General features: G+C 53.0%; 22 protein-coding genes. 9 read left to right on the top strand and 13 right to left on the bottom strand.

Going from position 1 to position 23,165, the window contains the following annotated elements; translation table 11 throughout:
* Nucleotides 1-60 precede the first annotated feature (60 nt).
* The 3 genes from ABJM21_RS13250 to ABJM21_RS13240 are packed head-to-tail and all read left to right on the top strand — an operon-like array spanning nucleotide 61 to nucleotide 4,472.
* Nucleotides 61-756: a response regulator transcription factor gene (locus tag ABJM21_RS13250; protein WP_348300469.1), complete on the top strand. Its 696-nt coding sequence runs from the start codon at nucleotides 61-63 to the stop codon at nucleotides 754-756.
* Nucleotides 757-758: 2 nt separating this feature from the next.
* Complete coding sequence (locus ABJM21_RS13245; protein ID WP_348300468.1) at nucleotides 759-2,126, top strand: FecR domain-containing protein; 1,368 nt, start codon at nucleotides 759-761, stop codon at nucleotides 2,124-2,126.
* A gap of 60 nt (nucleotides 2,127-2,186) precedes the next feature.
* Nucleotides 2,187-4,472, top strand: a complete 2,286-nt coding sequence (locus ABJM21_RS13240; protein ID WP_348300466.1) for a CHASE2 domain-containing protein — start codon at nucleotides 2,187-2,189, stop codon at nucleotides 4,470-4,472.
* 9 nt (nucleotides 4,473-4,481) lie between these two features.
* On the opposite strand, the gene ABJM21_RS13235 is transcribed toward ABJM21_RS13240, so the two are convergent.
* The 5 genes from ABJM21_RS13235 to ABJM21_RS13215 form a co-directional block, all read right to left on the bottom strand.
* On the bottom strand, nucleotides 4,482-5,030 hold the full coding sequence (locus ABJM21_RS13235; RefSeq protein ID WP_348300465.1) for a DUF4136 domain-containing protein: 549 nt from the start codon (nucleotides 5,028-5,030) through the stop codon (nucleotides 4,482-4,484).
* Nucleotides 5,031-5,131: 101 nt separating this feature from the next.
* Entirely contained in the window at nucleotides 5,132-5,365 is a 234-nt protein-coding gene (locus ABJM21_RS13230) for a hypothetical protein (protein WP_348300914.1), read from the bottom strand.
* 3 nt (nucleotides 5,366-5,368) lie between these two features.
* Entirely contained in the window at nucleotides 5,369-6,742 is a 1,374-nt protein-coding gene (locus ABJM21_RS13225) for a 3-deoxy-7-phosphoheptulonate synthase class II (RefSeq protein WP_348300464.1), read from the bottom strand.
* A gap of 120 nt (nucleotides 6,743-6,862) precedes the next feature.
* Nucleotides 6,863-8,215, bottom strand: coding sequence for a cell wall hydrolase (locus ABJM21_RS13220; protein WP_348300463.1), 1,353 nt, complete (start codon nucleotides 8,213-8,215; stop codon nucleotides 6,863-6,865).
* A gap of 229 nt (nucleotides 8,216-8,444) precedes the next feature.
* The gene (locus ABJM21_RS13215) at nucleotides 8,445-9,851 is read right to left on the bottom strand and encodes an MATE family efflux transporter (RefSeq protein WP_348300462.1); all 1,407 of its coding nucleotides are present in this window, start codon (nucleotides 9,849-9,851) and stop codon (nucleotides 8,445-8,447) included.
* 63 nt (nucleotides 9,852-9,914) lie between these two features.
* Between ABJM21_RS13215 and ABJM21_RS13210 the strand changes: the two genes are divergently transcribed.
* The 3 genes from ABJM21_RS13210 to ABJM21_RS13200 are packed head-to-tail and all read left to right on the top strand — an operon-like array spanning nucleotide 9,915 to nucleotide 13,057.
* Nucleotides 9,915-11,162 carry a DUF2891 domain-containing protein gene (locus tag ABJM21_RS13210; RefSeq protein ID WP_348300460.1) on the top strand — a complete coding sequence of 416 codons (1,248 nt, stop codon included), beginning with the start codon at nucleotides 9,915-9,917 and terminating at the stop codon, nucleotides 11,160-11,162.
* Between the two features lie 6 nt (nucleotides 11,163-11,168).
* Nucleotides 11,169-12,329 (top strand): histidine kinase, encoded by a 1,161-nt coding sequence (locus ABJM21_RS13205; protein WP_348300459.1) that lies wholly within the window; start codon nucleotides 11,169-11,171, stop codon nucleotides 12,327-12,329.
* On the top strand, nucleotides 12,326-13,057 hold the full coding sequence (locus tag ABJM21_RS13200) for a LytTR family DNA-binding domain-containing protein (protein WP_348300458.1): 732 nt from the start codon (nucleotides 12,326-12,328) through the stop codon (nucleotides 13,055-13,057). Before ABJM21_RS13205 ends, ABJM21_RS13200 begins: the two co-directional genes overlap by 4 nt.
* Nucleotides 13,058-13,074: 17 nt before the next feature.
* Here the strand turns inward: ABJM21_RS13200 and ABJM21_RS13195 are convergent, their stop codons facing one another.
* From ABJM21_RS13195 to ABJM21_RS13175, 5 genes are all read right to left on the bottom strand, one after another.
* On the bottom strand, nucleotides 13,075-14,115 hold the full coding sequence (locus ABJM21_RS13195) for a CaiB/BaiF CoA-transferase family protein (RefSeq protein ID WP_348300457.1): 1,041 nt from the start codon (nucleotides 14,113-14,115) through the stop codon (nucleotides 13,075-13,077).
* Nucleotides 14,116-14,196: 81 nt separating this feature from the next.
* Complete coding sequence (locus tag ABJM21_RS13190; protein ID WP_348300456.1) at nucleotides 14,197-14,607, bottom strand: PilZ domain-containing protein; 411 nt, start codon at nucleotides 14,605-14,607, stop codon at nucleotides 14,197-14,199.
* A gap of 228 nt (nucleotides 14,608-14,835) precedes the next feature.
* Complete coding sequence (dksA, locus tag ABJM21_RS13185; protein ID WP_348300902.1) at nucleotides 14,836-15,246, bottom strand: RNA polymerase-binding protein DksA; 411 nt, start codon at nucleotides 15,244-15,246, stop codon at nucleotides 14,836-14,838.
* Between the two features lie 873 nt (nucleotides 15,247-16,119).
* A complete protein-coding gene (locus ABJM21_RS13180) occupies nucleotides 16,120-16,623 on the bottom strand; it encodes a hypothetical protein (RefSeq protein WP_348300455.1) in 504 nt (167 codons plus the stop codon).
* A gap of 42 nt (nucleotides 16,624-16,665) precedes the next feature.
* Nucleotides 16,666-17,250 (bottom strand): hypothetical protein, encoded by a 585-nt coding sequence (locus tag ABJM21_RS13175; protein WP_348300454.1) that lies wholly within the window; start codon nucleotides 17,248-17,250, stop codon nucleotides 16,666-16,668.
* A 137-nt stretch (nucleotides 17,251-17,387) separates the two neighbouring features.
* On the opposite strand from ABJM21_RS13175, the gene serS reads away from it, so the two are divergent.
* Both serS and surE read left to right on the top strand, forming a co-directional pair.
* Nucleotides 17,388-18,671, top strand: coding sequence for a serine--tRNA ligase (serS, locus tag ABJM21_RS13170; protein ID WP_348300453.1), 1,284 nt, complete (start codon nucleotides 17,388-17,390; stop codon nucleotides 18,669-18,671).
* Nucleotides 18,671-19,438, top strand: a complete 768-nt coding sequence (surE, locus tag ABJM21_RS13165; protein ID WP_348300452.1) for a 5'/3'-nucleotidase SurE — start codon at nucleotides 18,671-18,673, stop codon at nucleotides 19,436-19,438. The genes serS and surE overlap by 1 nt, the downstream gene beginning before the upstream one ends.
* Before the next feature lie 353 nt (nucleotides 19,439-19,791).
* On the opposite strand, the gene ABJM21_RS13160 is transcribed toward surE, so the two are convergent.
* Genes ABJM21_RS13160 through ABJM21_RS13150 form a run of 3 tightly spaced genes read right to left on the bottom strand, consistent with a single transcriptional unit; the run spans nucleotide 19,792 to nucleotide 21,753 of the window.
* Nucleotides 19,792-20,679 carry a metal-dependent hydrolase gene (locus tag ABJM21_RS13160; RefSeq protein WP_348300451.1) on the bottom strand — a complete coding sequence of 296 codons (888 nt, stop codon included), beginning with the start codon at nucleotides 20,677-20,679 and terminating at the stop codon, nucleotides 19,792-19,794.
* Nucleotides 20,676-21,176, bottom strand: coding sequence for a hypothetical protein (locus ABJM21_RS13155; protein WP_348300450.1), 501 nt, complete (start codon nucleotides 21,174-21,176; stop codon nucleotides 20,676-20,678). Before ABJM21_RS13155 ends, ABJM21_RS13160 begins: the two co-directional genes overlap by 4 nt.
* Nucleotides 21,166-21,753 (bottom strand): PadR family transcriptional regulator, encoded by a 588-nt coding sequence (locus ABJM21_RS13150; protein ID WP_348300448.1) that lies wholly within the window; start codon nucleotides 21,751-21,753, stop codon nucleotides 21,166-21,168. Before ABJM21_RS13150 ends, ABJM21_RS13155 begins: the two co-directional genes overlap by 11 nt.
* Before the next feature lie 319 nt (nucleotides 21,754-22,072).
* On the opposite strand from ABJM21_RS13150, the gene ABJM21_RS13145 reads away from it, so the two are divergent.
* On the top strand, nucleotides 22,073-23,161 hold the full coding sequence (locus ABJM21_RS13145; RefSeq protein ID WP_348300447.1) for a M23 family metallopeptidase: 1,089 nt from the start codon (nucleotides 22,073-22,075) through the stop codon (nucleotides 23,159-23,161).
* The last annotated feature ends 4 nt before the right edge of the window (nucleotides 23,162-23,165 follow it).

Genomic DNA, 23,165 nt, shown 5'->3' with positions numbered 1-23,165 from the left:
TAGGGATTAATAAGAAGCGAAAGCAACTCTGATGTTGTTATTCGCGACCGGGGAACATGTATGCGTGTAGCTATTGCAGACGATGACAAAGAAATCGTCGAATTTTTAGGAAAAATTGTTGAGGGGCAGGGCCACGTTTTTGTGGGCTTTGCGGATGGGAACGCTTTGACCAATGCGTTGCTGCGCGATACTTTTGATTTGGTGATCCTTGATTGGAATATGCCGGGCAAAACCGGAATGCAGATTCTCGAATGGATGGAAGAAGCGGTCGACGATCGGCCGCCCGTCATAATGATGACGAGTCGCACCGCGAAACAGGATATTAGTGATGCGCTGAATGCCGGGGCAGATGACTATATTACCAAACCGGAAGATCCGAAGGTGATCGCCGCGCGCATCAACGCCATCCTGCGGCGCAGCAGCGGTGCAACCGCAATGGAAACATCGGCACAATATGGTGACTATATACTCGACCGTATCGAGCAAAAGGTTCGGCATAAGGAAACAGAAGTTGCGTTGACGGCTAAAGAATTCGAACTAACCGACCTGATGTTCCGCAACCGCGACCGGACCTTGTCGCGCCGTTACATCATGGAAACTGTCTGGCGGACCAATGCGCATCTTGCGACCCGTACACTCGACATGCACGTGTCGCGGGTGCGCTCGAAATTGTCACTTACGCCTGAGAACGGGTTTCGGATTTTCACGGTTTTCGGCTATGGCTATAGATTGGAGACACTGAGCAACGGGGTATGAACATGGCCTTTGGAACAAGTAGACGGCAATATTCCAAATATCTGCGGATTTTAGCTCTCGTTTCACTGGCCCCTGTTGCTATTACGCCATTGGTGGCGCAGGCTCAGACTTCTGGGGATAATTCTCGCGTCGAATATGTCTTCAAGCGCGGTGATACGCTGATCGACCTTGCTCAAAAATATATGCGTAAACGCTCCGATTATGTCGCAGTGCAACGGCTTAATCGGATAGCCAATCCGCGGTTTATCCCGGTTGGTAAAACTGTATTGATCCCATTTCGTTTATTGAAATATCGTCCAAGCGAAGCCAGTTTAAGCGCTTTTCGCGGAAATGTGTCCATTGCCCGCGGCGGCCGGCCGATCACACCAGCGAGAGGCATAGAAATTGCCGAGGGTAGCCGACTTGCTACGGCTGCAGGGAGCTTTCTAACCCTTCAATTGGAGGATGGGTCGCGTATTTCGATGCCATCAAATAGCAAAATGCGTATTATGCGGCTGCGTCATATTCTGCTTACCGATAGCGTGGATTATGAACTTGCAGTCGATAGCGGACGGATGCGTTCCAAAGTCACGCCCTTTGACAAAAAAGAAGACCGGTATCGGGTTCGGACGCCGGTTGCTGTCTCTGCTGTGCGAGGCACGGATTATCGGACGCGCGTCGACGAAGGTACGGGAACCGCTTATTCAGAAACGGTAGAAGGTGCGGTTGACGTTGCATCAGGTGATAGCCTTGAGGGCGCAAATATTGTCTCCGTGCCAGCAGGGACTGGCGCTGCTGCCACAGTCACCGGCGATCTCGCCAAAGCAGATTTGCTAACGCCGCCGGAACTTATTGATCCAGCCAAGGTGCAATCCGAAGAGACACTTGAGTTTGCTGTTACTCCGCGTGAAGCGGCATCGGGGCACCGCATACTCATTTCGTCGGATGCCGGCTTTGTCGATATTGTCGCCGAACAACTTGTCAATGGCACAAGCATTAGCTTGCCCAGCATCGAAGACGGGCGTTATTTTGCCAAAGCGACCGCCATCGGCCAAGATGGTTTTGAAGGCATGCCGGCTTCCTATTCCTTCAAGCGTCAATTGAGCACGCTAAGCGGAAGCGCCGGCACGGGTGATTTCGGTTATCGGTTCAAGTGGTCTGGTGCAGGCAAGGGCAAGCGGGTCTATCGCTTTCAGCTGCTGCTTGGTGATACAAAAGCCATTCCGATTGTCGATGAAGCAGGGTTGACTCAAGATGCCATCACCTTGTCTGACCTACCTGACGGAGAATATTTTTGGCGCGTCGGGGTGACCCAATATTCGTCCGATCCGGAAGATAAGGAAGTCTTTCAGAAATGGACTGACTTTGAAAAATTGACGGTGGCTGGTTAAAAGCATAGCCACCAAGGGCCAAATCGGGGCCATTGGACCTATTTGGAGAACTGACAGCCCATGAAACTGCGTCGCCGTTTGGGGATTGAATGGGCGGGTGTTGCGCTGGTCGCCTCCCTGATTGTTGCCGCACTAATTTTTTGGAACAGTCTTTCTGGTTTCGACAACCTGCTTTATGATGAGCTTTCGGAATATGATCGGCCGGACGCATCGGAAGAAATTCTGATCATTGCCGTCGACGAAGATAGCCTGGCCGCTTTCGGAAAATGGCCATGGCCACGCAATCGCCATGCTGATTTACTGAATGGTTTGGCAGACGCTGCTCCGAAAGCCATTGCCTTTGATATATTGCTCAGTGAACCGGGTAACTTGGATGAAGACGGTGCCTTGGCAGAAGCTGCTGCGAAGAATGAGAATTTGTTCCTTCCGCTGCACTTTGTTTTTCCCGGCAGCAATGGCACCGACTTTGATATTAAGGAACCTATCGCACCGTTCAAACAAGCCGCCACCGGCATAGGTCACGTGAATCTGTTGTTTGACCGTGATGGCGTGGTGCGCCGGACGTCATTATGCTTTGGAGGGATTGCCGACCGAACGGAAAGTGTAGAGACGATCTGGCCGCATCTGATGGAGCAGGTCTATCGCAGCGTGAACGACGGCAACTCGGCGGCTTTTGATCGCCTAAATAATTGTCAGCAGCCGCTGCTTATGCCCTATGCGAACCGCGGTGCATTTTCCCGCATCCCCTATGCAGCCGTTGTAAATGGCGAAATTCCAACTGCTTTTTTGAAAGACAAGATCATATTGGTGGGCGCGACAGCGCAAGGGTTGGGAGATCAGCACCCCGCGCCGCTTGCAGATGGCGGCACGATCGCTGGTGTTGAGATCATGGCCAATATGCTGAACGATATCATGGCTGATAATTTTATCACGCCGGTTTCGATGGGCACCCAAATCCTGCTTTCGCTGATTCCCACATGGATATTGCTGATTGGTTTCTGGCGCTGGCGGCCGCGAACAACGATATTGGTCTCGTTTGGATTGGTCGCGATCATATTGATGACGAGCGCGCTGTTGCTGTCGTGGAAAATCTGGTTTGCACCGGGCGCTGCACTGGTGGGATTGGCACTGGTCTATCCAGTGTGGGGATGGCGCCGATTACAGGTAACCAGCGACTTCATGGACGAAGAGTTGAAAAACTATCATTCTGAAACGCCTGATATCCCGGTTTTGAAGGCTTCATTGGGCCCGGTTGATCTGGTAACGGAACAAGCAGAGGAGCTGGCTCATGCGATTAAACATATGCGCGACCTACGCCGCTTCATTACCGATGCACTGACAAATTTGCCGGACCCAATGTTCATAACCGATCTTGATGGCAAGGTGAAATTCGTCAACAAGTTGGCGCAGACAGGCTTTGAAGATGGCGTGCAGGATCTGGCGCTTGACGATATGCTGACGCGTTTTGTTACGCCTGACGATCTGGGAGATGTGAGGGACTATCTCGCACTGGATCAGCAGTTGCGGGAACATGACTATATTGACTTCACCTCGCTTCATGATCAAGTTTTTGCGATGCGGCGGGCAAGGGTCCTGTCTGATGAGGGAGAATTGCGCGGACATATCCATTATCTTGCGGATATTACCGAAGTTGCCAATGCGGCCCAGGAACGCGAAGAAGTCTTGCAACTTTTGTCACATGATATGCGATCACCACAGGCCGCGATATTGGCCTTGCTCGATGGTCAGGATGAAACCGATGAAAACAAGCGGATTGAAAGTCATGCTCGCCGGACTTTGGCGCTGGCGGATAATTTTGTCGGCTTGGCCCGGATAAAATCGAGCGAGTTTTCCGGTGAGGAAATTCTATTGTCCGATCTGGTGATCGAGGCAAATGACAGCCTGTGGCCGCTTGCCAAACAGCGCGGGGTCAAATCGACCGTTGATGATCAATCGGATGATGCCTTCATTATCGGTGAGCCATCCAGCCTTTACCGTTCTTTCGCTAATCTCATCGACAATGCGATCAAATACAGCCCTGACAATAGCAAGATAACCATCCTGCTCCGTAATATCAGTATCGACAAGCAGCCCTTTGTATCGGTGGCAATCACCGATCAGGGCAACGGTATTGCGGAAGGCATGCTGGACAATTTGTTTGAGCGGTTCGCAAGCGACGACGCGGACTCCAAAGGAGCCGTCAAAGGTGCGGGATTGGGGCTGAACTTCGTTGCGGCCGTGATTGAGCGCCATGGTGGCACTATCCGAGCGGATAATGTCAGGGATGGCGGCGCGCGCTTTACGATATTGTTGCCGTTGGCACCGGAACCTGCAGAAGCGGACTGACAAAAAGGGCTATTCGATCCCCGTACGGGTGCGGGTTTTACTGTCGGTAGTTGGACCCGAATTCCCAAGATCAGAAAGTGCCCCATCGATCAGAAAAGGCAATGATTGTTCCATTGATCCTTTGCAATGATATTCCGCTGCTGTTCCGGAATAGATGACTGATCCATCAGCGGCAGCCACCATATTGATGGTCAGGCGATGTTCCACATCGTCACAGGATTGCAATGGTTTGCGTTCCTTTTGCCCGGCAATCGTGCTGACATTGTCTTTTTCACCTGCCGTCAAAGCAATGGATGCGGGGCGACCAGCCAAGGCGATGTGAACCAATATCGGTGCTTCATCCGCTGCGATAAAGCTTTTCGCTGCTAGTGCTTCAGCGACCAGCTTGCGTGCGGATTGATAGGTTTCGCTATTTTGTTCCGGTTTTGCCGTGAAGCTATATTGTTTTTGGGCAGGCAGAGCTGATCCGGCTTCGGTCTGAATTCGGGTTTCGATCGGGCCGCTGCAACTCGCGGTGATGGCCAATATCGGTGTCATCAAGATGGCAAGTCGGCGCATAGCAGTCCTTAGGATCGTTAGTAACCGAATGTATCAATAACCGGAAAGCTCTGTAATGTCACGATAATTGGCAATAGTCATCAGATGGCTACTGCCATACTTTAACGGGTCAGTGCGTAATAGATGACGTAGAGCCATGAAAAGAAACCGTGGATGATCGCCCAGACGATCGACTTATGTGTCGTAAAGCTAATCGCAATGGCCAGCGCGCTGCCAAAGCCTACGCCTTTGCTGACGATTTCCTTGCGAACATAGGTGGCCCCTCTGCTCATCGGTGATCCTCCTTCTGCATAATCTTCAGGACGCATACGTTCCGGTTTGATTTTTTCTGCCATGGCTTATGCGGCTTCCTGAGCACGGTCGGATAATTCCTGATTGAGCATTTCTGCCAAAAGGAAAGCCAGTTCCAATGACTGCGCTGCATTGAGCCGGGGATCGCAATGGGTGTGGTAGCGATCACCAAGCGCTGCGTCCGTAATGGCAACGGCGCCGCCGGTGCATTCCGTGACATTCTGACCGGTCATTTCGCAATGGATGCCGCCAGCAAAAGTGCCTTCTGCGCGGTGTACTGCAAAAAAGCCGCGAACCTCGGCGAGAATGCGCTCAAACGGCCGGGTTTTATAGCCGCTATCCGCCTTGATGACATTGCCATGCATCGGATCGCAGGACCAAATGACCGGGTGGCCTTCCTGTTTGACTGCACGAACCAGCGGCGCCAATCCGCTTTCCACTTTGTCATGACCAAAGCGTGAGATCAGCGTGATCCGGCCCGCTTCCCGAGCAGGGTTCAGCGTATCGAGCATTTTTAACAGGTCATCGGCTTTTAGCGATGGACCACATTTCATGCCAATTGGGTTGCCGATGCCGCGGAGAAACTCGACATGGGCTGAGCCTTCAAAGCGGGTCCGGTCGCCAATCCACAGGAAGTGGGCGCTGGTGTCATACCATTCGCCGGTCAGACTATCCTGCCGCGTCAATGCTTCTTCATAGGGTAGCAGCAAGGCTTCATGGCTGGTGTAGAAAGACGTCGCCTTGAGTTGTGGCACGGTGTCCGGGTTAATCCCGCATGCTTCCATGAAAGAAAGTGCCTCGCCGATGCGATCTGCCATTTCTTCAAACTTTTTCGCCCAGGGGCTGCGGCTCATGAAATCATGGGTCCAGCCATGCACTTGTTGCAGGTTGGCATAGCCGCCGGTTGAAAAAGCACGCAGCAGGTTGAGCGTTGCCGCGGCCTGATTATAGGCACGGACCATCCGATCTGGATCGGGCTGACGACGGCCTTCTTCAAATTCAATGCCGTTGATAATGTCGCCGCGATAGCTTGGCATTTCGATGCCATCTTGCGTTTCGGTAGGCGCAGAGCGCGGCTTGGCAAATTGCCCAGCCATGCGGCCCAGCTTCACGATCGGCATTTTCGATGCGTAGGTCAGGACGACAGCCATTTGCAGAATGACCCGAAATGTGTCGCGGATATTGTTCGGATGAAATTCCGCGAAACTTTCCGCACAATCACCACCTTGTAGCAAGAATCCCTTGCCTTCAGCGACTTCCGCCAGATCTTTTTTCAGACTGCGCGCTTCGCCGGCAAATACCAATGGCGGATAGCTGCCGAGGAGCTGTTCTGTATCCGCCAGCTTTGCAGCATCAGGATAGTCAGGCATTTGCAGCCCTTCAAAATTTCTCCAACCGTTCGGCGTCCAATTCGTCGCCATGAGCACACTCCAATGTCTTTTACTTAAAATCGGGTGGCTTTAGGCTCGTTTCAAGGGCAATGGCAAGCAAAAGCGCCGTTTGGTTGCGGCCGAAACTAACAAAATGCAGACGGTGCAGGTCTAGCTACCCGGTTTGTCTTTCCACGTACCGGCATTGCGATATTCCGGTTTTATTTGGCTAACATTTGGCAACTTCTGACCCGCAAAGGCTTTTTCTCCGCCTTTTTTCAACGCTTCCTTGCTATAGCTGGGCGCTTGATAGGTTTTAGGCCTTCCGGAAGTGATGGCAGGTGCCGGTAAACTGTGTCGTCGCGCATTGTCGGCCGCGATTGCCGCTGCCTTCTCTGATTTGGCCGCTTCTGCTTCTGCCTTGCGCCGCCCGGCTTCATAGGCCTTTTCGAGGGTGACGGGATCGAGCGATGAAGCAGGATCTGGATCATATTTGCGCGGTTTTGGTGCGGGCAGCGGTTCGCCGCCGCGATATTTGTGGCTAAACGCTTTGGCTTTACCGGCACTACCCTTCCAGCTGTAAAAGCGGTGCGCGCCGATAGTGCCAAGGAACCGCAAGCTGGGCGCCCAATAAGGATAGATTTCCGTTGTGTGATAATGTGTCGCGGTCCCCACCGGCGACGCGATTGTCCCTGCGAGCGCCAAGGCAGCTACCTTTTTGGCACGGTTCCAATGATATTTTGACGGTGCGCGGCGCAGCGACCCATCGCATGTATAAGAAAATTGGCATCCGGTTCGGCGTTCGCTACCTTGAAAAACAACCCCGCAGATCGTTCCTGGATAGCTGGGATGGCGTACCCGGTTCAGCACAACTTGTGCAACAGCGCGTTGCCCGGCATCGGGTTCCAGTCCAGCCTCGTAATAAACGGCGGAGGTCAGACATTGCAACGCACGGCTATTGTCGATTGCGGATGCCCGGAAAGCGACAGGGCGAATTAAATGAGCAGAGGCTAGCGCGTTACCATTCGCCAGCAACTCATCAATATCGTCGCTGCCCTGTTCGGCGAGCGGATCAATCGCGAGATCTCCATAATTTTGCGGAATCGCATAGCCGGGATCAATAAAGTAGAAAGCTGAGCCCGCGAAATTTTCTTCTGCACGCTCGACCGGCTGCAAGTCGGTGTTGCTGGGATTATATTGCTGCGCGTCAAGGCTTGCTTGCGGCATTGTGGCAGGGATCATGACGAGGCTGAAAACCAGCAGACCCAGCAATATCCGTTCACGGACGTTCAACATCAACCAACGCGGTAGATGCCAAGTCGCTTTGGACTTTGATTGGGATGGGTCCGTGGCCTGTGGGGTAAAGCCTGTCTGTTCCGGTTCCTGTTCCTCAACAATTTGGGTTTGGGCGGCAGCTGGCGACGGCGAAAACGCATATCCCGCCGGTCCAGCAACAGCTGAACCACCGCTGCTGAGCTGCGGCACATAGGGAGGAGGAACACGATCTGTAATTTGTCGACACACCTGCAAAGGCCCAGTCGGGCTGGAAGCGATGGAAATACCGTCTTTTTTGCAGTTATCGCTGACCAAAAACAGGTTGTTTCAAGATGGGACGAGGCGCTCTTTGGTATTAAATGGTTAACGCAGTAATTCCGCCGCTCAACGAGTGTCGGGCCAAGAAACGGGAGAAAATGAGCAAGTCGGTTGGTGCGACTATCCAAACAAACCAAACAAAAATGCGAATTTGGATATGCTAATCCGAAATGTGATTCGCTTCCTGAATATTCACCAGATAACGCGTAATGCCATAGCCGATAATACCAAATAGAACGCCGCCAATAGCGGGCCCGATGACAATGCCTGGCAAGCCGTAAAGAGCACCTCCGACCAACAGAAAGGGGTATATTCCCAGCGTATTGCGAAGCCAGTTCATCACCATCGACCAGGTGGGACGTTCCAGATTGTTGCAAGCGGCATTGGAGATAAACAATATGCCGTTGAAGAAGAATAGTGGCGTCAGATAGGTTGCAAACAGCCAAAACACATCACGCCCTTCGCCTTGCAAATTGAAAACATCGCTGATGGGACCTTGGAGTAGGTATAGAAGCGGCCAAATCAGTAACGTATAGCCAAGCGCAAAACCCATGGCTTGCTGGATGGTAAGGCGGATGCGGTCAAATTGCAGGGCCCCGAAATTCTGACCGATAATCGGCCCAACGGCTCCTGACAGGGAGAAGAGCAAGCAAAAGGCAACCGGAACCACACGCCCCATAACCGCAAACCCGGCAATGACCTCATCGGGATAGCTGGCGATGAAACGATAGGAGATAAAGCCGCCTACCGGGGTCGCGACGTTGGTCAATATGGCCGGTACCAAGATCGCGATAACCGGCTTCAAATCCTCTTTGAACAGGATGGATGAAAGTCGTTGAAAGCCACCATAATGCTTGATGATGGGCACAACCGCGAGGATGGATGAGACAATGGCCGCACAGGCCGTGGCCATGGCCGCACCATTGATGCCGAGGCCAAAACCGAAGATGAAAATGGGGTCCAATATTGCATTGGCAATACCCATGCTGAGCGTCACCGTCATGGCCCGCCGCGCGGCACCATGGGCGCGCAGAAATCCGGAACAGACCATGGCAGTTACGCTAAATGGCATGAACGGCGCGACGATCCGGATGTAGCCGGTAGCGGCTTCTTTGGCGGTTCCGGTCGCACCAGCAAGCGATAATATCTGCGGCGCAAAAACAAAGAATAGGATCGCAAGCGGGATGATCAGCATCATGCTCAGCGCGAGGATATTGGTCAAATATCGTCGCGCATAGGCGGCGTCACCTTGGCCGATTTTACGCGCCGCCAAAGCGCTCGCGGCAATCATCAAACCGATATTGAAAGCGGTTCCGAAAAACAGGATTGTGGCAGCGAAGCCCATGGCGGCCGTCAGCGCGTTGTCGCCCAGTTGCGCTATGTAAAGTAGATCGACAAAATCCACGATGAACATGGTCAGCAAGCCGATGCTGGCCGTTAATGTCATCACCGTAATATGCCGCATTGGATTGCCGGTAAGAAATATTGCGGACTGACTGGCGATAAGATGATCCTGAAAAATGAATATGTTGGCCGGAATCGGCAAAATTCTATTGAATATTTGCACTATAGCGTTTTGCCATCCGGTCAATTCCTCTCTATGCTAGAATAGCTTTTTGGGGAGCAATATATGCTACTGCGCTTTAGTTTTCTGTTGTCGTTGACGATCATCATGTCGTCCTGTTCTGTGAGCAATGATGAAGGGCAGAGAGATACATCCGAACAGGGATATTTTGAGCGCAAAAATGTTGCGCCGAATCCTGCGGATAACAGCCAGTCACCGCGCAAGCCGGAACATGCCTATGCGAGGATCGCATTGGATTGTGTGAACAAACAATATCCCAACAAAATCAGCCATGTGATGAGCAGCGCCAGCGATGTACAAGAGCCGGTTCGGCTAACTCCTGTATTTTACGGATGTTTTGATTGGCACAGTGCGGTGCATGGCCACTGGCTGCTGACCCGGTTGTGGGGCAATGGTTCGGTGCCGGAAATGGATGACGAGATTGCCGCCGCGCTTTCCAGTAATTTCACTGCCGAGAAAATTGCCGGAGAGGTCGCCTATTTCAATAGCGGCGGCCGGGCTTCGTTTGAGCGGCCTTATGGGCTTGCCTGGTTCTTGCAGTTGACCGCAGAGTTAACCGAAATCGCATCCCGGGATGATACCAAGGCGGAGCAGGCGCAGATATGGCTGGACCGGTTGAAGCCACTGGAATCGGTAATCAAGGATCGCATCATCACATGGGTTCCCAAGCTTGCCTATCCGATCCGGCTGGGTACCCACAATCAGTCTGCTTTTGCTTTTGGACTGTTTCTCGATTGGGCGTGGATTACGGGCGATGATCAGATGGCAAAATTGATTGCTGACAAAAGCCAGGCCTTCCATAGCGGTGATCGTAACTGCCCAATTGCCTATGAACCGTCCGGTGAAGATTTTCTCTCGCCGTGCCTGATGGAAGCAGATTTGATGCGGCGGATCTTGACCGCAACAGAATTTGCCGAGTGGTTGACCGCCTTTTTGCCGGATATACCAACAGATGGCAGCGCCGACTGGCTGGCGGTCGGAATCGTCAATGACCCGACCGATGGCAAGCTTGTCCATCTCGACGGAGTGAACCTGTCGCGCGCATGGGCTTTGGAAGGTATTGCAACGGCGCTGCCTGATGGAGATGCCCGAAAAGCATCGCTATTGGCTTCTGCAAAACTGCACGGGGATGCGGGTGAAGAATCTGTTCGTACGCCCCATTATGCCGGTAGCCACTGGTTGGCCAGCTTTGCAACCTATTGGCGCACCGAGCGGGGATTGAACCGCGAACCGGCTGCGAGTAACCAGCAAGAGGAAGTTCCCCCATCGGCTTCAGAAGTAGGTGCGGAGTAAGCGGCCATGGCCACGCAACCCATCCCCTTTGCAGATGATTTGTCGCCAAGAGTGTCGCCTTTCTGGCACCGGATTTTCCCGATCAACATCGATTTGGCGATGAAAAGTATCTTTGGTGTGTGGTCGGCTTATTTCATGGTCAATGCGCTGAGGGTCATTCTCTGGGGCGCCCCCGATCACAGCCATTCGCTTACGACCTATCTGATAACTGCGATTATCTCGGTGACAGTCACTTGGGCCTTATACCGTTGTTTGATTCTGGTTGGCGATCGGACCACGAGTGCTTTATTGATCTTAACGATCCCGACCATATTTCTGGCGCTTGCCATCGCCTATTTGACCGATTTGATGCTGGCTTTTCCAATGCCGATACTCGACCATATCGGCGCCAATCATAATCTTCCACCTGACCAGGTCTTGTCTCATTTTTTTGACACAGCGTTTGTCGATTATCTCATATTGGTTGGTTGGGGCGGACTCTATTTGGCCATGGCCAATAGCCGTAAGACGCAGGCCGCGCTGATCCACAGCAGAAATCTGGAGCGTGTGACCAGGGAAAGCGAAATGCGTGCCCTTCGTTATCAGTTGAACCCGCATTTTGTTTTTAATGCGCTTAACTCTGTCAGCAGTTTGATCATCGACAAGAAAAATGGTCAGGCTGAGCATCTTGTGGATGGATTGGCTGATTATATGCGCTCCGTTCTCCATGATGACGAAAGTGACATGATCACTGTCGAGCAAGAAATTGCCCAACAGGTCCGTTATCTTGAGATTGAGCAAGTCCGTTTTCCCAAACGCCTGTCCTTCAGTGTTAATATCGATGATGACGTACGTGGCTGGAAAATTCCGACATTGATTATCCAGCCGCTGGTGGAAAATGCGATCAAGCATGGCGTCGCGCGCTCCTGCACGCCGGTTGCTGTTACCATTGCCGCAATCAGGGATGCCGACCGACTGAAGCTTGTGGTCACCAATGACGGCAGAATGCAGAGAAGCGAGGATAAGGGTAACGGCACGGGAACGGGGCTGGCCAATATCAGAGAGAGGCTGGCTGCGCTTTACGGACCTGCTGCTGCCTTGTTCACGGGCAATGATGATAATGACAGAATGGTCGCGACGATCATCATTCCCGATGAGAAACAGATTTTTCGAGATTATTGTTTATGATGCCAAGCGAAAAGCTAGATATCCTGATTGTCGATGACGAACCACTGGCGCGGGGACGGATCAAATCCCTGTGTAACCGGATGACCAGTGTAAACCGTATCGATATGGCAAGCGGAGGTCGGGAAGCTCTGGATGTCATCTCGCAAAATTGTCCCGAAATTGTGCTGCTTGATATCGATATGCCGGATATTTCGGGAATGGAGGTCGCAAAGCGGTGCAGAGAGCTGGACAGAGTGCCAGAGATTATTTTTACGACCGCCCATGATCGATATGCCGTTGAAGCCTTTCGATTTGATGCAACCGACTATCTTCTTAAGCCGGTGAAGGAAGAGTTGCTCAGGGAGGCGGTGGCGCGCGTCCAGAAAAAACGACAGGCTGTCCAAACAGATATCCAACCTGCCGGTGAACAACGACTTTGGGTGCAGGACGGAAACAGTGCAGTACAAATTAGCAGTGCTGATATCGGATGGATAGAAGCGGATCGCGACTATATGCGTCTATGCTTGAATGAGCGGAGCTACCTTTTACATGAAGCCATGCAATCGCTGCTGCAACGATTGCCTAGTGATATGTTTGTTCGCATTCATCGTTCCGTCGCGGTTAACCGGCATTTTGTACGTGACATTCGCCGCAAAGGGCGGCGCAAATATATCGTTATGCTAGATGGAACGGAACTCACAATAGGACCGAGTTTCGTTGAAGCTGTTATGGGCACGCTCAGTAATTAGGCCGCTCTGTACGCTAGTTAGTTGGGCGGTTTTGGTTTGTCGGAAACAGTGACGGAATAGCGTGGAGCCGGAGCGGGTTGCATATGCCCCCCCACATCGACAAATGTCTCTCGTTCGACATTGTGTGGATGTTGTTTTGCTTCAGCGAGAGACAAGACCGGCGCGAAGCAAATATCCGTCCCTTCCATCAGCGCACACCATTCGTCACGAGATTTTGACTGGAACAAGGTGGTCAGCTTTTCTTTCAATGGCTCCCATGATTTTGGATTCATCTGAAGATCGAAATCCTTATCCTCTTCCAATCCTGCCACTTTGCGCAATTGCGCATAAAATTGAGGTTCAATCGATCCGATCGAGATATATTTGCCGTCAGCTGTCTCATAGCTGTCATAGAAATGCGCACCGGTATCGAGCAGATTGACGCCCCGTTCATCGCGCCATTGACCGATATTGTGAAAGTCAAAAATCATCGCCATCAGCGCGGCTGATCCGTCGGTCATTGCGCAGTCCACCACTTGACCGACACCGCCGGTTTTCGCGTGCAGCAAAGCCGATACCATGCCCAATGCCAGCATCATGCCACCGCCACCAAAATCGCCGACCATATTAACCGGCGGGGTCGGTTTTTCGCCAGCGCGGCCAAAGGCATGCAGCGCGCCGGAAATGGAGATATAATTTATGTCATGCCCCGCCGCATGCGCCAGCGGTCCATATTGGCCCCAGCCAGTCATCCGGCCGTAAACCAGTTTGGGATTATCCTGTAAAAGAACATCCGGACCCAGGCCCAGTCTTTCCATCACACCGGGGCGAAAGCCCTCGATCAGGCCGTCCGACTGTTTGACCAGATCACGAGCCTGCTGGATGCCGGTCTCGGATTTCAGATCGATCTCGACGAGGTTACGAGAGCGTGAGAGTGCGAGGCGACCATCTGGTGCGCCGCCAGGTCTGTGCAATACGGTGACAGTGGCGCCTTGATCGGCAAGCATCATACCGCAAAAAGGCCCGGGCCCAATACCTGCAAATTCGACAATGTTGATTCCTGCCAGTGGCCCAGCCATATCCTGCTCCTGTTTAATCAGATGATTAAACGGTCCTATGCAGCGGTTGGATTCTAATCAAGCAGATTTATGCTAGGGCCCTTAGCGGGGACGTTGACCATGCCCGAGCGGTTGGCGTTTGGCACTATGCTGTTTCAAATAGCGGGGCAATTCCAGCTTCGATTTACCAACCGGTTGGCGCGCTAGCTTTGGATCAATCGCATGATCAAACGCAATGCCCAAACGGCCTTGAGCAACCCATGCGATATAGCCAGTGATGCGGCCGATATTACGCAATTCCAGCTCCACCTTGTCGCCACGTTTGGCAATTACCGGTGCTTCTGCCATCAAACCACCAGCAGACAAGTTACGAATCCGCACTTCGCCGCAATCATCGCCATCTACAAAGCGCAGAACGGCTTTCAGAAAGAGGCTATCGCGATCGAGTTCGCGCTTCGGCAGGCCACTTGTCTGAGCATTTTTTCCCAGATTATCGTCAAAGGGTTCTTTCATGTGCATCCCGCGGGTTGATGTAAAACAACGTTTCTGAGCTGGGATATTTGCCGCATAAAGATGGAAAATTGGTTAATGTCAGCCAGAGATTATTCGCGGCAGCACAATTGGGATGATACCATATTCCAGGTACTGCGACGCGATGATGCTGGCGCATTAAGGCTAAACCGGAAATGCGCTCGAAAGAGCTATTCTAACTACCGGATTATTCAGACGGTGATAACGAAGTTATTGATCACGCGAGATTTTCTCGTTGCGCTCATGCGCTTCTTGCGCCTCTACGCTCATCGTTGCAATGGGCCGCGCTTCCAAGCGTTCGAGCGAAATCGGCTCGCCGGTAACCTGGCAGTAACCATATTCGCCTTCTTCGATACGCCGTAGCGCCGAGTCTATTTTCGAAGTCAGTTTGCGTTGGCGGTCGCGGGTCCGCAGTTCCAGACCCCAATCCGTCTCGCTTGATGCGCGGTCATTAAGATCGGCTTCCTGAATGGGGCCGTCCTGCAAATGGGCCAGTGTTTCCTTGGATTCTTCAATGATATCCTGTTTCCACTGTTCCAGCGCACGTTTGAAATAAGCCAGTTGTCGCTCATTCATGAATTCCTCGTCGGCACTGGGGCGATAGTCATCATCCAGTATAATTTCGCCTTTCGAGTCTCTATCTTTAGCGGATGAATTTTTCGCTGAGGACGCCAAATATACTCTCCAACTTCTGCCCCCAACTCCGATTTAGAGTTGGCGAAGGACCGGCTATCAGCGGGCCTATAAACTTGGCATTGGCTTGAGACAAGATGCAATGTGCTGCGGTTGAACAATTTATCCTATTCTGCCTCTTTGGAGGTTAAGAATCACCCCAATAGCAACGTTTCTTGTAAAGCTATTGGGGGAGCTGATCATTGTTAAATCTCGATTTTATCGAGCTTTTTCTTAGCCGCGAGAAAGATGTTCGCTGTAAATGGTCTCAATTCGGGACATTAACTCTACTTCGATAGGGGTTGGTAAGGCTTTTTTTTATTTTGGCGACCCAAACAAGGTTAACGCAATTGTGATTAATCCCTCCTTCTGCGTTCTTGAGTGATGTCGGAGCCCAAAATAGATCGCCAGCATATGGTTGCAGGCTTTCCCGTCGGTTCCAGAGCGGAAGAGAGTAGAGATTATGTCGGTTCGAATGGCTTTAGCAAAATTATGCGCCTGCACTTGCGGTGGGGCACTAATTGGCGGCGGTGCGGTGCATGTTTCCGAAGCACCGGCGGCACCCTATGTTAAAAAGGTCGACAAAAAGAAGGTTCGTGCCCGTGTTTTGAAACGCGGCCAGTCTGCGCGTAAAGTCAAGCGGACCCGGCGCGTAGTGAAAAAGACAGTGACGGCCTGTGCGCCGAGCGTTGTGACCATTACGCAAGCTCCTCAAGCCGTACCACTACCTCCACCACCTTATATTCCTGCGCCCTTGCCTGAAATTCCTGTTCTGGAAAGTGGCGGCGGCTCGGTTCCTGTCGTGATTGGCGGCAGCGGCGGCTATGGCGGCGGTTTCGGCGGCGGTTTCTTCGGCGGTTTCTTTGGTGGCGGCGGCGGATCTGGTGGTGGCTCAGTAGTCATCTCTTCGACGAGCAGCGGCGGTTCAACTAGTACGTCAACGGGCGGTGTTTCCAGCACCGGTGGATCAACAAGTACATCTACCGGCGGCTTCTCCAGTACGGGCGGTTCTACAAGTAGCTCAACCGGCGGATTTTCAAGTACCTCAACTGGTGGTTCCACCAGTACGTCATCCGGCAGCATTAGCACTTCAACCGGTGGTGTCAGTACATCAACAGGTGGTGTAAGCACATCAACAGGTGGTGTAAGCACGTCTACCGGTGGAGTTAGCACATCAACTGGCGGTGTGAGCACCTCAACCGGCGGCGTGAGTACGTCCACCGGCGGTGTCAGCTCATCAAGCAGTTCCAGCTCCTCCTCGAGCAGCTCTTCCAGTAGTTCGTCGAGCAGCTCATCCAGTTCTAGCGGAAATGGCTCGAGCGGCATGACGTCTAGCGGTATGACTTCGAGTGGAATGACCTCAAGTGGTCACCCCGGCACGTCAACCAGCAGTGGGAATACCAGTACGGGTTCGTCTGGCAGTTCAGGTTCTTCGGGAAGCTCCGGCTCCTCCGGTAGCAGTGGCTCGTCCGGCGGTTCATCGGGTAGTTCAAGCTCGTCTTCGAGCAGTTCCAGCAGCTCCAGTTCGTCGAGCAGCGGCGGGTCAACCGGCAGCACAGGCTCTTCGGGCGGTTCTGGTTCATCCGGCAGCTCTGGCTCGTCGGGCAGCAGCGGATCATCCGGCGGGTCGTCCAGCAGTTCCAGTTCGTCTTCATCGAGTAGCTCGAGCTCGTCTAGCTCTAGCGGCGGCGGCTCTAATGGCAGTTCCGGTTCTTCGGGTAGCAGCGGATCGTCAAGCTCGACATCGACATCCTCTGGCGCGAGCAGCACCTCATCGAGCTTTGGTGGCAGCACGTCGAGCTCCAGTTCTTCGAGCAGCAGCTCAAGTTCAAGCTCCAGCAGTGGCGGATCAACCGGTGGTTCTACCGGCGGCACGCCTGTTCCAGCGCCGCCTGTGGTTTTGCTTTTTGGTGCAGCGGCAGCGGCATTGTTCGCACGCAGCCGCAAGGCCAAGAAAGCGGTTGCGGCCTAAACGACTACCCGATCACACCAATTCAAGAAGCGGCTGGAGCGATCCGGCCGCTTTTTTTGTGGCACAGGCGATGCTCTGCACTTGAACCAAAGCCTCTGTCTCGGCATAGGCTTTGGCCATGCATGATCTAAAAACTATCAGAGAAAACGCGGCCGATTTTGATGCCGCATTGGCGCGGCGTGGCGTTGAACCCGTTGCGGCAACGATTTTGACCTTGGACGAAGAAAATCGCAGCCTGGCGACCAAGCTTCAGGTAGGCCAGGCGCGCCGCAATGAGGCCTCCAAAGCAATAGGCAAAGCCAAGGGGCAGGGCGACGAGGAAACCGCGCAGGCGCTGATGGCAGAGGTGTCGGAACTGAAGGCGAGCCTTCCGGCAATGGAAGAGCAAGGCCGCGAGCTTGCTGGTAAATTGCGCGATGTTCTGGCCGGGCTTCCTAACCTTCCTCTGTCCGATGTCCCTGAAGGCGCGGATGAAGAAGATAATGTTGAGGTGGACCGTTGGGGCACACCGCGCACTTTTGATTTCGAACCGCGTGAGCATAGTGATCTCGGTCTTGTGCTGGGGCTGGATTTTGAAACAGCTGCGGCAATGTCTGGCGCGCGCTTTGCGTTTCTGCGTGGGCAAATGGCGCGGTTGCAGCGCGCTATCGGTCAATATATGCTCGACCAGCAGACTATGGAAAACGGCTTTCAGGAATGCGCGCCACCCGTATTGGTGCGCGACGAGGCTATGTTCGGTACGGGCCAGCTGCCCAAATTTTCGGAAGATTCATTCCAGACCACCGATGGCCGCTGGCTGATCCCGACCGCAGAAGTCAGCCTGACCAACAGCGTGCACGGTCAGATTTTGGACGAGGCACAGCTGCCCATCCGCTTAACTGCACTGACTCCCTGTTTCCGCAGCGAGGCAGGCTCGGCAGGCAAGGATACAAAAGGCCTGATCCGTCAGCATCAGTTTGAAAAAGTCGAGATGGTTGCGATCGTTCATCCCGATCATAGCGATACCGAACATCTGCGGATGACCGAGGCGGCGGAATCTATCCTCAAAGCGCTGGAATTGCCCTATCGCAAGATGCTGCTCTGCACCGGCGATATGGGGGCAACAGCTCGTAAAACCTTTGATCTGGAGGTATGGTTGCCGGGACAAGATACCTATCGAGAGATTTCCAGCGTTTCGACTTGCGGCGACTATCAGGCGCGGCGGATGAACGCCCGATTCCGTGCGGAAGGCGAAACCAAGGGCACGCAATTTGTGCATACATTGAACGGTTCCGGCCTTGCGGTTGGCCGCACATTGGTTGCCGTGCTGGAAAATTATCAGCAGGAAGACGGTAGTGTCATAATTCCGGATGCGTTAAAGCCTTATATGGGCGGGATTGAAAAACTGGAGCCTGCAAACTGATGCGCATATTGCTGACCAATGACGACGGATTTGACGCACCGGGCATGAAAGTCCTGCTCGACATTGCCCAGCATTTTTCCAATGATATCTGGATTGTCGCGCCTTCGGACGAAAATAGCGGCGCCGGCCATTCGCTGACGCTCACCCGCCCCTTGCGCATCCGCAAGCGCGGGGATCAACAATATTCGGTTGATGGAACGCCGACTGATAGCGTGATGATGGCGGTCGCAAAAATCATGAAGGATGGTCCGCCGGATCTCATATTGTCCGGGGTTAATCGCGGTGCCAATCTGGGTGAAGACGTCACCTATTCCGGGACGGTGTCAGCCGCTATGGAAGGTGCGCTGGCCGGAATCCCGTCCATCGCGTTGAGCCAAGCCTATGCACGCGGAGAAATGGGTGATGATGTGCCGTTTGAAGCGGCGCTGCAATGGGGCGAGCGGGTTTTGCGCCCGCTCATCAAGCAAAGCATGGATCATCGGACATTGGTAAACATCAATTTTCCAGCTTTGCCGGCCAACGACGTCAAAGGTATCCGCGTGGTGTCCCAGGGCATTCGCGACTACGGCCGCCTGCAAATCGTCAGCAACCGCGACCCGCGCGGCTTTGAATATCACTGGTTCGGCCTCGGCCCGATGGTCGAAACTCCGGCCCATAGCACCGATCTGGAGGCTATCGAAGACGGCTATGTCTCGATCACACCGTTGCATCTGGACCTGACCCACTATGAGTCGATGGATAGCTTGAGCAAGCTATACGATAGCTAGGGCATTCTCAGCCGGTACGGACCGACCAGACGCACGATGCTTGGCGCTTTCCTACAGCCCTGAGGCTATGATATTACGCGTTCGGTTCTTTCTCATTCTTCAATATCAACAAGACTTTCCCTTGTCCGGAGCAGCACCAAATTTATGGACGATTCTGTGTAGAAGCTGTATAAACTCATTCAGGTTGAATGATTGTTAGCTGAACAATTTTTCCAGAAATCGATTATTATCAATAGGGTAGGGCAAGTTCTGCTTCCGCTGCCGGCAACAATGCTGTGAGGGGCTGCTGGTCGCACAAGGCAGTTGTTTGTTTCTGCTTCATCCCGAGAGCGGACATAACCAATTACCGGAATTTAGCGCGCAAACTGCGCTGGAATATCAGGATCTTCGGTATCGAGTAGGGGAATAATATCCTCCGGCAGGTCTGCATAAGCACTAGCCCAGCGTGATACCCAGTTGGGATCATTGACCTTGCTAGGGTGATAACCAGGAATCAAGGACCGCAACATGGCAGGAGACGCTTTTATCAGAAAACGCGCCACCATGTACCAGAGCCGCATACGGCTGCTGGCCTTGTTCCACAGACCATCCCGTTTAAGCATGCGTATGTAACCTTTGCGGCTGCACCATGCGACATGAAAACTGCCGAAGATCAAACCCCAAGTGCGCGGCCAATAGCTGCCATATAAATCCTGATAGAGGTCATAGGCGACATTTTTATGCTCGGTCTCTTCCACCATATGCCAGAGAATCAGCGATGAGACAGAGGGGTCGGCATTTTTGAACAGGTCCCGCCGTTCCTCAATCAACCATTCGGTCATGCCCATCGTCATGGTTTCAAAACCGGCCGTATAGGCCAGGCGCCAACGGAGGCTCTTCGTCTGAAATTTCTTGTACTGCGCCGTCATCTCGTCTTCCACGTCGGTCAGTTCAGGATAATGGCGTTTCAAAATTTCATTGTAGCGGCGATGGTTTTGAAAATGATTGCCTTCCTGCGCCATGAAACCGTGGACATCATCCTTCAGCTGCTTGTTGCTGGCGTTTTTTAACGCTTCTCTGACCGTCTTGATCAGAAAGGGCTCCAAATAGGGCATTGTAAGTGATGCACCATTGGCCATGTGGCTCCACTCGGGGCGTTCGGGATGCCAAACAGGTTCGATGCCTTCATCAAATGAGAAGGGAATGGCGCGGACAACTATGCCACCAGCTTCGGGATGAGGGGTTTTAGTGGATGCGTTCATGCCTCTGACTCCAGTGATTTGTATTTTTTCCATGCGCCCCATGCGAATAGACCAAAGCCGATATGAACAGCGATGATTGGCGGCCAGCCAAACAGATAAATGATATTGTTTATGGTCACGTCGCCGGGAAACGGACCGCCACCAAATTCAAGACCGCGCGTGCTGAAAACCGCATTGGCAATAGCGGGCAATGTGAACAACCATGCGTAAGTGAGCGATGACCAGAAGAGCCAAGTCTGCCCTTTGGAACCAAGTGTCACAAATGGCGCTGCTGCTGCCAGCGCAATCAGGATCAGGCCATTGGTAATACCCTCCAGATGCGCCATATTCCAGGCCCTCCGGTCACCGCCAATTTCCACAGGAATATCAGTAAAGAGCGGCCACAAGTCTAACGCGCCGAGTAGGAAGAAAAAGTAGAGCCAACCGCTCAAGGCCGCTGAAATTAAGAGACCTACACCGTTCAGGACCAGCAACGCTCGTCTCTTGTCACTCAGCATGTTTTTTCTCCCGCTGTTTGAAGGGAACGACATTGGTCATGCCTTCAATCGCTTCCGGCGCCAGTCGCTCCAGCGCCTTTGTGCACCAGTCAACCCATTCCCACTCCCATCTCATTCCGACTTCCAAAGCCAGTTGCTTGCCGAGATCAGCTAGTGAGTTGCTGTCTTCCAGCAATTCATGCTTTATCACATATTCTGCATGCCGGTCCTGATGCCGTTCAATCCGCCGCAACAGATTTTGACGAACGCCATCCAGATCGACCGATTCAATTCCATATAACTGAACGAGGAAATGATCTTTCATTTCCGGAGGCTCGGATGGTTCCCGGGACCATTGGAGCAATGCCTCCCGCCCGGCATCGGTGATGGTGAAGACGATACGATTAGGTTTGCCGGATTGCTGCACTTCTTCGGCAATAGCCAAGCCGCTATCCTTAAGCTTGCCCATCTCTCGATAGATTTGTGAATGCCGCGCCCGCCAGAAAAATCCGATACTCTCATCAAACTGTTTCGCAACATCATAGCCTGATTTCGCCCCCTCAGACAGCGAAACCAAAATAGCATATCGTAAGGCCATCACATCCCCCTATATTCCATTAGTGGAATATATATGACAAAAGTTGAATATGAGTCAAGCAATGTGCAGAAGGATGTATTCTGCCCAACTTACTCGCATGATCAGAAGGCGCCTCAATAGATCTTGTCCATGTCGCCAGTTTCGCCATAAATTGGCAGTATAGCGCTGCCCATCGACCAGCCCGCTCCTGCCTCCGCCCGAACATGAATCAAAAAACAGGCTTTTTCATCTGCGATCGCGAAGCAGGGCTGGCAATGGGTGGATTTATTGCTAGGTAACGGTTTCTCATTGGGGTGAGAGCAAGTGAACGGGGCGTTCTATGCGTAAGATGATAATCCTTTTTCTGGTCATGTCGGTGTCTGCCTGCATCCCGCCAGGCCGCGATAATGGCTGGCCGCAAAATGAGGCGGCTCAGGAAGCAGCGCCAACGCTGGCAACCGACATATCGGTCTTTGGACAGAGCCCGGCTGATGCGCCGCCGCCTACCTGGACTGCGCAAACGGTTACTCCCAATGCTATGACGATCGAGGACGGCATCTACACCGTGCAGGCCGGTGACACGCTGCGCGGTATCGCCAATAAAACCGGCGCCAGCTCGCAGATTATAGCGGCGGAAAACGGCCTCGCTGCTCCCTATATCATTCGACCGGGGCAGCGACTGAATATTACCGGTGGCCGCTATCACTGGGTCAATGGCGGCGAAACCGGCATCGCCATTGCCCGCGCTTATGGTGTGCCGTGGCGCGAAGTGGTGGCGCTCAATGGACTGGAAGAGCCCTTTGTCTTGCGGGTCGGCCAGAAATTGTTGCTGCCCGCAGAGGCTCCTGTTGATCCACAGGCCTTGAGTATCGAACAGCGCGCGGCGTCTTTTGATCTCGATATCGATGATATAATGACCGGCAGCCAACCGGCGCTGGCCGAGAAGGTGGCTGCGGAGGAACCATCGGATTGGCGCAAGGCCATCGGGCCAGTAAAAACACCGCCTGCAAAAACTCCGGCTGTCATTGCCGTGCCAGCGGCATTTACCAGCCAGTTTAATTGGCCGATAGACGGAAAATTAATCTCCAGCTTTGGCAGCAAGGGCGGCGGCAAGGTCAATGACGGGTTGAATATCGCGGTCGCCAAAGGAACCCCAATTCGCGCAGCGGCCGATGGTGTAGTGGCTTATAGCGGCGATGAAATCGATGTTTTTGGCGGTTTGATCCTGCTCAATCATGGCGATGGTTGGGTCACCGCCTATGGTCATGCGGACAAATTACATGTTACGCGTGGACAAAAGATCAAAGCGGGTGATATCATCGGTCTGGCTGGAGACAGCGGCTATGTACAGGAACCGCAATTGCATTTTGAGATCCGTAAGAATCGTAAACCGGTAAACCCCGTCTCCCATTTGCCGACGCGGACCTAATCGC

Origin of the sequence: Parasphingorhabdus sp. (genome assembly GCF_039977335.1) — a bacterium.
Lineage (GTDB): Bacteria > Pseudomonadota > Alphaproteobacteria > Sphingomonadales > Sphingomonadaceae > Parasphingorhabdus.
This window is presented reverse-complemented; position numbering and strand designations above follow the sequence as displayed.